Annotated in this window: 11 protein-coding genes; 3 read left to right on the top strand and 8 right to left on the bottom strand. The window is 38.5% G+C overall.

The features are described 5' to 3' along the window. Positions 1-19 precede the first annotated feature (19 nt). The 4 genes from ACNHOZ_RS07330 to ACNHOZ_RS07345 form a co-directional block, all read right to left on the bottom strand. Entirely contained in the window at positions 20-397 is a 378-nt protein-coding gene (locus tag ACNHOZ_RS07330; RefSeq protein WP_048019193.1) for a hypothetical protein, read from the bottom strand. Positions 398-694: 297 nt separating this feature from the next. Then, positions 695-892, bottom strand: a complete 198-nt coding sequence (locus tag ACNHOZ_RS07335; RefSeq protein WP_013057324.1) for an IDEAL domain-containing protein — start codon at positions 890-892, stop codon at positions 695-697. A 134-nt stretch (positions 893-1,026) separates the two neighbouring features. After that, positions 1,027-2,310 carry an ammonium transporter gene (locus tag ACNHOZ_RS07340; RefSeq protein WP_048019192.1) on the bottom strand — a complete coding sequence of 428 codons (1,284 nt, stop codon included), beginning with the start codon at positions 2,308-2,310 and terminating at the stop codon, positions 1,027-1,029. Then, positions 2,307-2,723: a hypothetical protein gene (locus ACNHOZ_RS07345; RefSeq protein WP_028413111.1), complete on the bottom strand. Its 417-nt coding sequence runs from the start codon at positions 2,721-2,723 to the stop codon at positions 2,307-2,309. Before ACNHOZ_RS07345 ends, ACNHOZ_RS07340 begins: the two co-directional genes overlap by 4 nt. 429 nt (positions 2,724-3,152) lie before the next feature. On the opposite strand from ACNHOZ_RS07345, the gene ACNHOZ_RS07350 reads away from it, so the two are divergent. Further along, the gene (locus tag ACNHOZ_RS07350; RefSeq protein WP_013057327.1) at positions 3,153-3,605 is read left to right on the top strand and encodes a DUF1641 domain-containing protein; all 453 of its coding nucleotides are present in this window, start codon (positions 3,153-3,155) and stop codon (positions 3,603-3,605) included. A 33-nt stretch (positions 3,606-3,638) separates the two neighbouring features. Next, on the top strand, positions 3,639-4,817 hold the full coding sequence (locus tag ACNHOZ_RS07355; protein ID WP_013057328.1) for an NAD(P)/FAD-dependent oxidoreductase: 1,179 nt from the start codon (positions 3,639-3,641) through the stop codon (positions 4,815-4,817). A 45-nt stretch (positions 4,818-4,862) separates the two neighbouring features. Here ACNHOZ_RS07355 and ACNHOZ_RS07360 read toward each other — a convergent pair whose 3' ends face one another. The 4 genes from ACNHOZ_RS07360 to ACNHOZ_RS07375 all read right to left on the bottom strand — a co-directional run bounded on the left by ACNHOZ_RS07360 (position 4,863) and on the right by ACNHOZ_RS07375 (position 10,458). Further along, positions 4,863-5,819, bottom strand: a complete 957-nt coding sequence (locus ACNHOZ_RS07360) for an AEC family transporter (protein WP_028408294.1) — start codon at positions 5,817-5,819, stop codon at positions 4,863-4,865. A 12-nt stretch (positions 5,820-5,831) separates the two neighbouring features. Further along, positions 5,832-7,535, bottom strand: coding sequence for an NAD-dependent malic enzyme (locus tag ACNHOZ_RS07365; RefSeq protein WP_048019191.1), 1,704 nt, complete (start codon positions 7,533-7,535; stop codon positions 5,832-5,834). Positions 7,536-7,759: 224 nt separating this feature from the next. Continuing rightward, positions 7,760-9,211 (bottom strand): M20 family metallopeptidase, encoded by a 1,452-nt coding sequence (locus tag ACNHOZ_RS07370; protein ID WP_048019190.1) that lies wholly within the window; start codon positions 9,209-9,211, stop codon positions 7,760-7,762. Between the two features lie 23 nt (positions 9,212-9,234). Continuing rightward, the gene (locus ACNHOZ_RS07375; protein WP_048019189.1) at positions 9,235-10,458 is read right to left on the bottom strand and encodes an MFS transporter; all 1,224 of its coding nucleotides are present in this window, start codon (positions 10,456-10,458) and stop codon (positions 9,235-9,237) included. A 169-nt stretch (positions 10,459-10,627) separates the two neighbouring features. Between ACNHOZ_RS07375 and ACNHOZ_RS07380 the strand changes: the two genes are divergently transcribed. After that, on the top strand, positions 10,628-12,706 hold the full coding sequence (locus ACNHOZ_RS07380) for a helix-turn-helix domain-containing protein (RefSeq protein ID WP_048019188.1): 2,079 nt from the start codon (positions 10,628-10,630) through the stop codon (positions 12,704-12,706). Positions 12,707-12,712: the final 6 nt, after the last annotated feature.

The following is a 12,712-nucleotide window of genomic DNA, read 5'->3' on the forward strand; positions in this document are numbered from 1 at the left end:
CTCTTTTTATTGTGGCGTTTTATGAATAAGGAGTTTTTTTCTCCGTTAACTTTACTTCTTCCTTTAACACACGTTTTTCATATAGATATTTATCCGTTCGTTGAAAATGATATTTATCAGCTTTTTCTTTTTCAGATGTGGTCAAAAGCACTCGAACATCAGAAGCAGCTGACACATCAAACGTTTCATTTTGATAAGTAGCATACGGAGCTACAAAAAACACTTCTTCAACAGCATCACGAGGAACTTTTTTTGTAAAAGTCGTGTCATTGTATGGAATGAATCCATTTGCTACATCGCCTTTATCATAGCTAATCAGCTTTACACCCCCATTTTCCGTTTCATAACATTCGTAGTCTCGTTCATTATATGCTGCATACAAACCTTTTCGAATCATAAAAAAACATTCCTTTACATTGGTTTAGCAACCGCTGGTACAAATCGTTTTTCTTCTACCACGTAGGTAGCTAAAAGTACTTCTTCCCCATTTACCACTTGATATAGTTCCGCTCCGTTTGCTGGTGGATAATAGTTATCAAATTTGAACTCTGGAACGGTTTCCCCGTTTCGAGATCCTGTAAACCCATTAAGCGTACATGGAGGTCCATAATTATTACTAATTAATCCCTTTTAGTAGGTCTCAAAAATAAAACACACCATCTAAAATAGATGGTGTGTGAAGTATAGTAAGTAATTAAGAAATTTGTTTAAGTTCTGATGAGAGTTTTAAAAACTCTTCTTTATTTTTCATCAATAGCGTGCGGTCGATTTCTTCTTTTAGCTGTGCTTTACGAAATTCTGCAATCGCCTTGTCTAAAATCATCTCAGCGAATAATGCATCAAGCACCTTTCCGTTGGATTTTTGCGGTGAATTAAGTAAATTCTTTTTCATAAGAAATCAACTCCTTGGCTTTTTTATAATATAACACAAATATTCTGACTTTTCAATCATTTAAACCAAGTATTTTACATCTATTTTTTTCCACATAAAAAGGCCGCCCTTTTGTTATAAGGCGCGGCCTTTTATTACGAATCTGCGGCTTTTTCTTTTACTTCCGCATAGTAGTTTTCATATTCAATAAATTCAGGAGCTTGATGAGCTGCCATGATACCGTGGTAACTGATGTCTAAGCCCACTTCTTCTTCTTCTTCCGTAGATCGAAGCGGAACCACCAAGGAAATAACCTTTAACCCTATCCACGTCGTAACAAATCCCCAAGCGCATAGAGCAATTAATCCGAGAAGTTGAACACCTAATAACGTCCAGCTCCCTCCTGTAAACACACCGCCGTCTGTAGAAAATAAACCCACAGCCAACGTGCCCCATATTCCCGAAGCAGCGTGTACAGGAAAAGCTCCTACAGGATCGTCGATTTGACGTGCTTCGAGCCAGTTTGTAGCTGCCATCATTAATAAGCCGGATACAGCTCCAATAAAAATAGCAGATGGCGTATTTACAAAAGCGCACCCGGCCGTAATGCCAACCAGTCCGGCAAGCGATCCATTTATCACAGAAGGTGCATCTGAACGGTTGTAGCGAAATAAAGTATAAAATAAAGTAGCTGCTCCGCCTGCTGCTGCTGATAACATTGTGACAATAGCAATGTGACCAATTCTAACGTCAGTGGCACTTAGCGTACTTCCTGCATTAAACCCGAACCATCCAAACCATAATAAAAAAGCACCCACTGATGCAAGCGGCAAATTGCTTGGAAGAGAAACAGAACTAATTCCATTTTTCGTGAACTTCCCTTTTCTAGGTCCAATCATTATTGCAGCTGCTAAAGCTGAAAAACCGCCAAGAGCATGAATAACTGCCGAACCGGCAAAATCAAGCATCCCTAACTTACTAATCCATCCGCCTCCCCAAATCCAGTGGCCGGCTATAGGATAAATAAATGTAGTCATTAAAATCGCATATAAAAGATATGCGCGGAAATTAATTCGTTCTGCCACCGCTCCAGAAACTATAGAAATGACCGCAATAACAAACGCACATTGAAACAGCCAAAATGTTTCAAGCCCAATTGGAATGTCAAGGTGCGATAAATTACCTGAGAGCGCAAAACCGCTTTTACCGAAGATTCCGCCTAAATCATCTCCGTACATTAATCCAAACCCAATTAAATAGAAACAAAGCGTTCCTATTGTAATATCAGCGAATACTTTCATAATAATATTGACGCTATTTTTATAGCGGACAAAACCTGCCTCTAGCAAGGCAAAGCCGCCTTCCATTAGCAAAATCATCGCCGCTGTTAACACAACCCACGTCGTATTTATACCTAAACTTAGTTCATTAACACTCATATCCCAACGCCTCCACTGCTTTTTAATCGTTTTATTTCTTGTACAATAGCAGGCGAAAGCGTAATTTCACTTGTTTCTTCATTTTCCGCTTTTATTAATTCAAGAACTTCATGAAGTTCTCGCATTTGTGCTTTAAGGTGATCAATTTTTTTAAAGCGTTCCTTTACGTATACCATATACTCGACCGCTTGATGCTGACTTAAAGGACGCCCGGTAAAAAATTTACGAAACGGTGATAGTGATTGGTACCAAGCTTCTTCAGCACGTTTCTTCTCTTCGTATTTACTAATTTTCGCTTTTATATCCTCTATTTCTTGTGCTTTAGCTTCTTTTAACTTCATTATAAATTCAATTAATTTTAATTGAGGCAATGTAATGACCACATTATGATAAAGTTCATCCACTATAACCATGTTATATCTCCTTACATAAGATGTTATATTTAGATTATATGTAGAACACTATAGTAAGTCAATGTAATTTTTTGAAAACTCTTTAAATAGTAAATGCGCCCTATCTTTTTACTACTTATAGAATATTAAGTTCGTATGTGTTGAAATATGACGTTATTTGTTTTATCGTAGGAAGAGGAATTATGTTAGTTCCCTATTTTAATTTTATTTACCTAGGCAATTATTCGCTTTATTTTTTATAAACTTTTATTAAACAAAGGGTTACGAGGTTCTTCACTTATTTTTTCAACGAAATGAGTTGATTTTATCTCGTATTAAAATTAAAATAGAATTATGTGCAAGATTTCACAACTTCACAATGTAGTTTGAAAGTCTAGCAGATAACTAGGAACTACATATGCAACAGTATCCAGCAAAGGAGGACTTTTCATGTCTCAATCAACTATTCAAAAATCAGCTGCAGAGGAAAATGCTGCTGTACAAACAGAAGCGGCAGTTAACAAAGGTCAAGCGGATGTGTTAGATCAATTGTTAAAGCCTGAAGTACAAGAAGCTCTTACTGTTCTTGTAGATAATTTACCAAAATTATCTGAAATGGTAACGGTGCTTACAAAAACTTACGACGTTGCGCAATCATTATTAACTGACGACGTATTAAAAGAAGATCTACTTGGTGGAGTAAAAGAATTTATCGAGCCGGTAGAAGGAACAGTAAAAGGTCTTGCAGCTACTGCAATCGAAGCAAACGATCGTGCAGAAGCAAATGCTTCTAATTCAATCGGTTTATTCGGTTTATTACGCATGCTTAAAGATCCACAAGCTCAAAAACTATTCCGCTTTGCACAAGCGTATTTAGACATTACAAACGAAAAACAAAAATAATTTTCATTAAAAAGTGTGGACGGAGGATCGACTATGTCAAAACATATTTTAATTTTAGGCGGCGGTTACGGTGGTTTATTAACTGCAATGACAGCTCGCCAACACCTAAGTGCGGATGAAGCAAAAATTACAGTAGTGAACCGTTTTGCTACTCACCAAATCATTACAGAATTACACCGTCTAGCTGTAGGCGGCGTTTCTGAACAAGCGGTAGCTTTACCACTTGATAAATTACTTAAAAACTACAACGTTGATTTAAAAATTGCAACGGTAAAAGAAATCTCACCAGATCAACGTGAAGTATCTCTTGAAGATGGTACAAAATTAAGCTACGACTACCTTGTTACAGCTTTAGGTAGTGAAACTGCTTACTTCGGTATCCCTGGTTTAGAAGAGCACAGCTTCGTTCTTAAATCAGTAAATGATGCAAACCGTTTACGTGCACACGTAGAAGCTTGTATCGCTGAATACAGCAAAACAAAAAATAAAGCTGACGGTACAATCGTAGTTGGCGGTGGCGGATTAACAGGTATCGAACTTGTTGGTGAATACGCTGACTTAATGCCAAGCCTATGTCTAAAACACGGTGTTGATCCGAAAGAAATTTCTCTATACTGTGTAGAAGCAGCTCCTACAGTTCTTCCAGGCTTCCCTGCTGAATTAGTAGAGCGCGCTCAATCAAGCTTAACAAAACGTGGCGTTACATTTGTTACTGGTACACCTGTAACAAAAATGGATGCTACAACTGTTGAACTTAAAGACGGCAGCAAAATTGAAACAAAAACAATGGTATGGACTGGCGGAGTTCAAGGTAACTCTGTAGTTGCTAACTCAGGTATCGAAGTAAACCGCGGTCGTGCACTTGTAAATGAATTCTTACAATCTACATCTCATAAAGATGTATTCCTTGCTGGTGACTCAGCGGTTGTAATGGGTCCAGAAGGTCGCCCTTACCCACCTACTGCTCAATTAGCTTGGCAAATGGGTGAAGTTGTAGGCGTGAACTTAGCAGTAGCTATTCGCGGCGGAGCAATGGAATCATTCGTTCCTGTCTTCTCTGGTACACTAGGAAGTCTTGGACGCAAAGATGCAATTGGTACAATCGGCGGAAACAAAACGCAATTAAAAGGTTTACCAGCATCACTTATGAAAGAAGCAAGTAACGTTCGTTACTTATCTCATATCAAAGGATTATTTGCATTAGCTTATTAATCCGTCTTAAAACGAAAGAGGAATTCTCCTCTTTCGTTTTTTTATTTACATAAGCCAAGAAATAAGAAGCGGCAGCGTAATCAACGATAAAATAGCACTAATAACAAAAGCAGATGCCGTTTCGTTTTCTAAGCTTTCAAACCGCAAAGCAATCATCGCTGCTACAGCAGACCCAGGAAAAGCTACCAGTAAAATAGCTTTTGTCACTTCATCTGAAGACAACCCTATCCATACTGCAATTCCGAGCATAACGATGGGTTGAACCGCTACTTTTAAGACGGCTATCCCAAGCGCCCCTTTACTAAAGTTAATTTTTCCAATTCCAATCGTTACTCCTACCGCAAACAAAGCTGCTCCCGATGTAATACTTCCGATTTGATCAAGCATATCCTGTAACAGTTTAGGTGACTGAAAACCGCAAAGGGTTAAAATCACTCCAATTAACGGTACACATGCCAAAGGCTCAGATAAACCATGCAAAATGGAATGAACCGTTACTTTAAATAAACTTGTTTTCTCTTCCCCTTCTTTTCGCCCCCGTTGTCCAACGGTTCCTAAAATCGTTGCCAGCGGATCTAAAATCGCATTCACCACGATTCCTGTGATGGCAATTGGAATCGCTACTGCGCCTGCACCAAACAATCCTCCGAGTACTGGAATGCCCATAAAAGCAAACGTTGGCTGAGCTGAGTTTAAGGCAAACATAGAAGAGGCAGTTAACGTATTCTTCCCTGCATACTTCACGACAAGCAAGATAATGAGGTAAAACCCGACGATTCCTAAAATCAGCGCTACTAAAAACGGCCATTCGTCTATGAGTGTTTTTCTTGGCGTTGTCGTTACACCTACAAATAAGTGTGCAGGAAGCGCAAACTTCGTTACTAATGTGTTGAGCCCCTTAGACGTTTGCTTATCAAATTTTTTAAAGTGCCCTGCTAAATAACCAAGCAAAATGACAAAAAAGATAGGCGCGAGAATGAGGAAAATTTGACCTATGCTCATTTATCATTCACCTCATTCATTTCTTGCCTTAACAGGTTTATAAACAGGCTGCCATACCGCTTCTTCTACAAGTTCAGCTACATTTTTTTCGGTAACAGTTGCTACGTTATCTTTTACAGCAGCATCGGCAACTGCTACAGCAACCGCCTTTGATACTTTTTGAAGATCTTTAATATTTGGAAGAAGCGTATCTCCTTTTGTATCTGTTTCTGCTATACGCGCTACTGCATTGGCTGCTTCTGCAAACATAGATTCAGTAAACTTTTGAGCGCGAACCACAATTGCACCTAAACCAAGACCTGGAAACACAAATGCATTATTAGCCTGTCCGATTTCGTAAGTGTGCCCGTTATATTCAACGGGTTCAAATGGACTTCCCGTTGCAATAAGGGCTTTTCCTTCCGTCCATTTTATAATATTTTCCGGAACAGCTTCAGCAAGTTTAGTTGGGTTTGAAAGCGGCATAATCACCGGGCGCTCTACATGCTTTGCCATTTCTTTAATAATTTCTTCGGTAAAAGCATCCGTGACGCCTGATGTTCCAATTAAAATCGTTGGCTTCACTTGCTTGACAAGCTCCAACAGTGAAATTTTATTTTCATCGTCTTTTTCCCATTCTTTAATCTCTTCATTTTGGCGAACATATGGCTGTTGAAAAGGAGCTAAATCTTCCATATCTTCCGTTAACAGACCTCTGTAATCATATGCCCAAAAACGATCATATGCTTCTTCTTCAGATAACCCTTCAAGCATCATCGCACTATGAATACGATCGGCATTCCCAATTCCAGCGGATCCTGGTCCAAATACAACAACTCGCTGATCTTTTAAAGGCGTTCCTGTAATACGAACCGCTGTTAAAACGGCTGCAAGAGTAATTACTCCCGTTCCTTGAATATCATCATTAAATGTTAAAATTTTATCGCCATATTCTTTCATAATGTGACGCGCGTTAATATTACCAAGATCCTCCCAATGAAGAAGCGCTTTAGGAAACTTGGCCGTTATTTCTTTTACAAATTGAGCGATAAAACGATTATAGTCTTCTCCTTTTACTCGTTCATGACGATTTCCTAAATACAAAGGATCTTCAAGAAGCTTTTTGTTATTGGTCCCCATGTCAAGAACAACAGGCAGTACGCGGCTTGGGTCAATTCCTGCTGCAGCTGTGTAGACCGCTAACTTTCCCACTGCAATATTTATCCCTCCTACACCCCAGTCCCCAATTCCTAGAATACTTTCTGAATCCGTGACTACAAGCAAATCAATATCTTCGCTGTCGAGCCCTAAATTTTCAATCGCCTCACTTAATCGATCCGCTTCATTTACGGATAAATATAAGCCGTCAGGACGGTGGTATTCATGGCTGTATTCTTGAATGGATTGACCTACAGTAGGCGTGTAAATAATGGGAAGCATTTCACTTAAATGATCGGTTAATAAACGATAAAACAACACGACGTTCCGATTATGTAGATCATTCAACGAATTATTTTTTTGAAGATCATTCGGTGCTTTTTTGAACTGCTCATATGCTCTCTTTGCCTGTTCTTCTAACGTTAAGACCGTCGGAGGAAGAAGCCCCTGCAGATGAAGGTCTTGTCTTTCTTCTTCAGTAAAAGCAGAACCTTTGTTTAAATAAGAAGTGGATAAAACTGATTTTCCTTTTAGTGAAGTTGAAATTGAACCATCTTTTTCCATTTTATATGCTCTCATGTTTTTACCTCTTTTCGTGAACAATTAGATAGGGTTAGGTTCAGCAAAGAGATATATTTTTAACCATTTATTTTTAATGAAAACAAAAAAAGAGATTGAAGCATAACTACATCAATACAATCTAAAGACGAAAAAACGGGATAAATGAACCCTGTGTTCAACCTAACAATAAAAAAATCCGAACGATTCATCGTTCGGATTTTCCTTACACGAAAATACGTTTTTTACACCATGCTATAGTCTTCGTGCTCACTTTCTGAGTAATTAGGTGGCTGTATATGTGAAGGCACAAGACATTCATAGCTTTCCCCTTCTAGCCTATCCTCTAGCTCTTGTTTCGCTTGACTAATCAGCTCTTGATTTTCTATCATTTCAATCGCCGTAGCCGCAATGGCTTTTCCAGCTAACAACATCGCATCGTGAGCATACTCTGTTTTCCCTTGAGCAACAGCTTGCCATGTATGAAACGGCGTAGCATAAGCCCACGTTGCAGTCACGCACTGTGCAGTTGGAACATTCCAGCTAACGTCTGCAACATCGGTTGATCCCGTCATGAAGGAAACATTTTTAGACATAGGAGCAATTTGGTTGAAGACTGGATGATTTGCTAAAGCTCTGTCTAGCAGTGAACCGACTTGTTTTTTTGCTGCTTCTTTGTCTTCAGCGGATGTAGACTCGTAAATAGCTTTGGCGAAAGCCATGTCTTCTTGTTTCACTTCAGCCAAATTTATCTGCATCATTTGCTTATGCATCAGCTGCTCCATTGTTTGATTTGGAATTAGATTAGCGCAGGCTCCTTGAACTTCCTGTTCCATTTGTGTTTCAGTCATTAAAGCCGCTCCCTTTGCAATTTTCACAACCCGTTCATAAAGTTCTTTTACTTGAGATGGCTTCGGAGCACGAATTAAGTACATGACTTCCGCTTCTGCTTGAACAACATTAGGAGAAATGCCTCCGCTGTTTGTAATGGCATAGTGTACGCGCGCTTCATCTATCATATGTTCACGCATATAATTCACACCAATATTCATCAACTCTACAGCGTCTAAAGCGCTTCTGCCAAGGTGAGGACTAGCAGCTGCATGACTGCTTCTTCCTTTAAATTTAAAAGTTGCTTGCATAACCGCATTCGATGACGTATGCATGACACCATTAACGGTAGCCGGATGCCACGAAAACGCGATGTCTACATCTTGGAAAAATCCTTCTCGTACCATATACGTCTTTCCGTAGCCACTTTCTTCAGCTGGACACCCATAGTATCGAACGGTTCCCGGAACATTTTTTTCTTTTAAGTATTCTTTGACTGCAAGCGCAGCTGCTAGTGAGCCTACGCCAAGTAGGTTATGTCCACACCCATGGCCATTTCCATTTTTTTTAACTGGATCTGCTACTGCACACTTATCTTTTTGACTCAGCCCGGTAAGCGCATCATATTCACCAAGAATAGCGATGATCGGATAACCGTGCCCGTAACTTCCAATAAAACCTGTTTCAAGGTTAGCAATATGTGTACGAAGCGTAAACTCTTCTTTTTCTAACATGTCGCAAATTAGTTGTGCCGACTTATACTCTTCAAACCTCGTTTCTGCATATTCCCATATTTGATCACTGATTTGAGTTAGCTCGTGTCGCTTTTGTTCAATAAGTTGTTCGACTTTTTTGACAATATCCATGAGACACTCTCCTTTTCCCCTCATTATTTGACAGCATTTTGTGCGTGCACTACCACTTTTGCAGGTCGAATCGAAAACAACGAAATAGCACAGACAAGAGCGCAGATAATTAATAAAGCAAACGCTGCATTATACGACCCGCCAAACGATTGTACTAAAAAACCAATAAGCATTGGTGTTAATACGCCGGCTGCTTGAGCCCCTGTATTAATAAAACCATTTGCTGAACCGACCACTGATTCAGGCAACATTTTTAAAGGAGCTGAAGCGATTAAAATCACATTAAATGAAAACAGTAAAGTTACTGCGCTCTGAAAAACGATAAACATGCCTACGCTAGGTGAAATAGCCATTAAGCAAAGAAAAACGCCCATCAGTAAACCAAAAACCGCTGCTATCGTCTTGTCTTTTCCTTCTGGAAGCTTGTCTAAAATAAAGCCGCTAACAAACATTCCTATAATGCCTACAAATGCTGGGATAGCGGAAAGAAAACCGATGTCCGTTAAATCCAAATGTCTTACTTCGGCTAAATATGTAGGCATCCACGACATGAGCCCCCAGTTAATAGCGTAAATACTGAAATAGGCAATAAATAAATTCCAAATCATCGGGGTTTTGATAATTTCTTTTAATGTCATCTGCTTAGCAGGAATAGCAGAAGCCTCTCTTTTTTCCCCCTGCTGCTTTTCTTTTAGTAAAAAAACAAACAGAACTGTAATAACAAGCCCGATGGCTCCTATGATATAAAAGATACTTCTCCAGCTTATTGTTTGCATCAGCTGCGTCGCCAGAATCGGTGTCACCACGCCCATAATCGTACCTGACGATAACAAAAAAGACATGGCTCTACTGCGTTCTTGCTGAGGAAACCACCCTGCGATTCCTTTTGACGCAGATGGAAAATAGCTCCCTTCCCCTAATCCGAATAAAAAGCGAATGATAATAATAGAAGCAAAAGACCAGGCCATTCCGGTAAAAACCGTAAACAAAGACCATAAAAGCACGGCGATTGTAATGACTTTTTTAAACCCAAAGCGGTCTGCTAGCCAGCCACCAGGTATTTGCATCAGTGCGTATCCTGCAAAAAAACTGCTTAAGATGATGCCTGTAGAAGAAGCATTAAGGTGTAGATCTTTCGAGATATCTAAAATAGCGTAATTAATAATAAAACGATCTAAGTTTCCAAGCGACCAGCCTAAAAATAATAAAAATAAAATGATGTATTTCCAGTTCGACCTTGCTAGCATAAACTCGCTCATCTCCTTTTTATTCCATTTAATGTAATGTTTTGTAACAAATCGATTCGTTACATAAATATTAAAAAATTCTGACTATTTTTTCAATGTGTATTTCTATATAATAAGAACTATAACTATGTATTTTTTTACATTAAGTAGTCTATAAGGGGTTATTAATATGAGTGATTTATTAGCTAATATGAAAGGTTATCTTACATCTATTATTAAAAACAGTTCTTATCAAATTTGGACAAGTATTGATTCTGCAAATTTTAACATGTTTTTTTCCAGTTCTTTATGCTCATCCCTGACTTACACTCCTCCCACTAGCCTACATAACGGCAGTGATTCCTTTCAAAAGCATATCGCATATGAAGAGTTCGAAGAAATTTACTTATCCTTTCCAAATCGCTATGCGTTTGTTGTTCGCATATTTGCTAAGCATCACTGGACACCACAACAAATAAAGAAGCTATCAGCTAACTTTTCTCCTTACGTGCTGCAAAAAAAGCTAGAGCGGCATGAGCACATTTTGAACGTACTTATGAAAAGCATTAAGGAAATCTCGCTTTTACAAGACTCTGACTATCTATTAACAAGAATTCTAGAAAATGCTCTTTCAGTTATTTCTGTTGCGGATATGGGCGTGCTGTGGATGTTTGATTCTTCCACTCAATTTCTTTTGCCTCGCGCCTGGTCCGGGGGGCCAAACAATGAAATTCAAAACATGAAAATGAAAGTTGGCGAAGGAATTATCGGAAAGACATTTCAGCATAATAAAAGCTATATGTATACGAACTTAGAGGATATAGTACGCGATTCTTCTACTATGACTGACGATAATATTCACTATCTTAATCAGTCCTATACATTTACACACATTCAATCTATTATTTCTGTCCCAATTTGCATGGAAGAACAAACGGTATGCGTACTCATTATTTATCAAAACGGTACAACTCCTCTTTTAAATGAAGAGGATAAAGAATTGTTAGAAAGCTTTTCCGATCAAGTTTCGATTGCTCTCTTAAACTCAGCGCTTTTTGAAGATGTAAAAAAACAAAATGAACTTTTAATACGCCGCGATCAAATTCATCGCACATTCATGAACGTTTCACTTCAAAGTAAAGGAATTGAACCGATACTTACCGAATTACGCCGAATGGTTACATCTCCCGTCACCATTGTAGATTTTGTTGATAATAAGACCTATGGCTTTTTAAAATTTCTTGATGTAGACACAAAAACAGCTGAATTTCACACGCATTTTCTTTTACATACAAAAGCTTGCTTTTATACTATTGAGTCACACAACCAGAAGCACAGCGTCTACATTCAACCGATACACGGTATTGACACGCTCTTAGGGTTAGTTATTCTGCAGACAAATCAAGAAGATCTTTCCTCTCTAGATCAAGTGGCACTCGAACAAAGCAGCTCTGTTATTGCACTAGAAATGCTGAAAAAACAAACGTTAGTCGATTTATTTTACAAGCGAACGCATGAACTATTTAGTGAATACTTATCATGTTATGACACCACTTTACTGTATCAAAAAGCAAATGAGCTAAACATTGATACAAAAAAGCATATTCTAGTCACTCTTATTACCATTCGTTCACAGGCGGACCTGCAGCTCTTAAACTTACATCTTCATCGCCTTGTCTCTGACATCAAATCGGTTTTCAGTTCAAAAGCGCCGGTCGTATACGGATTCGACACGAAAGTAACCATTGTATTCACGCTTGATTCTTATGAAGACCATCATGCTATTATCAAACAATTAGAAGATTCACTCTCAAAATGGCGTTACTACAATGAATGTCATATAAAAATAGGGATTGGAAGTCGTTATTCTCACTTTACCCAAATAGAAAAAAGTTATAGTGAAGCTGAAAAAGCTGTCTCTTACCTTCTGTCTCAGCAGCAAGATGGATGCATGTTGTATGAGGAAATAGGAATTAACCGGTTATTTATTAATCAATCGAAAGAAGAAGTCAAAACCTTTATTGATGAAGTATTTGTCCCTCTTAAAAACAATCATTTGAACGATGAACCTTTAGAACAAACGCTAGAAGCGTATTTTGATAACAACCGCTCGGCTTCACTTACAGCTAAGCAGCTTCATATTCACGTTAATACACTCTATCAGCGGTTGAAGAAAATCGAAGATAAAATGAACATATCATTTACAAATAGTGAACATCTATTAAAAGTGCAGCTAGCGTGCTATTTGAAAAAATTTCACTACAGCTGAAAAACC

Source organism: Priestia sp. D51 (genome assembly GCF_053345675.1).

What these genes read in the sequence shown, in the direction of transcription:
- ACNHOZ_RS07350 (WP_013057327.1), top strand. Translation starts at nt 3,153, where the DNA reads ATGTCTCAATCAACTATTCAAAAATCAGCTGCAGAGGAAAATGCTGCT.
- ACNHOZ_RS07375 (WP_048019189.1), bottom strand. Translation starts at nt 10,458, where the DNA reads ATGCTAGCAAGGTCGAACTGGAAATACATCATTTTATTTTTATTATTT.
- ACNHOZ_RS07365 (WP_048019191.1), bottom strand. Translation starts at nt 7,535, where the DNA reads ATGAGAGCATATAAAATGGAAAAAGATGGTTCAATTTCAACTTCACTA.
- ACNHOZ_RS07340 (WP_048019192.1), bottom strand. Translation starts at nt 2,310, where the DNA reads ATGAGTGTTAATGAACTAAGTTTAGGTATAAATACGACGTGGGTTGTG.
- ACNHOZ_RS07360 (WP_028408294.1), bottom strand. Translation starts at nt 5,819, where the DNA reads ATGAGCATAGGTCAAATTTTCCTCATTCTCGCGCCTATCTTTTTTGTC.
- ACNHOZ_RS07345 (WP_028413111.1), bottom strand. Translation starts at nt 2,723, where the DNA reads ATGGTTATAGTGGATGAACTTTATCATAATGTGGTCATTACATTGCCT.
- ACNHOZ_RS07335 (WP_013057324.1), bottom strand. Translation starts at nt 892, where the DNA reads ATGAAAAAGAATTTACTTAATTCACCGCAAAAATCCAACGGAAAGGTG.
- ACNHOZ_RS07330 (WP_048019193.1), bottom strand. Translation starts at nt 397, where the DNA reads ATGATTCGAAAAGGTTTGTATGCAGCATATAATGAACGAGACTACGAA.
- ACNHOZ_RS07380 (WP_048019188.1), top strand. Translation starts at nt 10,628, where the DNA reads ATGAGTGATTTATTAGCTAATATGAAAGGTTATCTTACATCTATTATT.
- ACNHOZ_RS07355 (WP_013057328.1), top strand. Translation starts at nt 3,639, where the DNA reads ATGTCAAAACATATTTTAATTTTAGGCGGCGGTTACGGTGGTTTATTA.
- ACNHOZ_RS07370 (WP_048019190.1), bottom strand. Translation starts at nt 9,211, where the DNA reads ATGGATATTGTCAAAAAAGTCGAACAACTTATTGAACAAAAGCGACAC.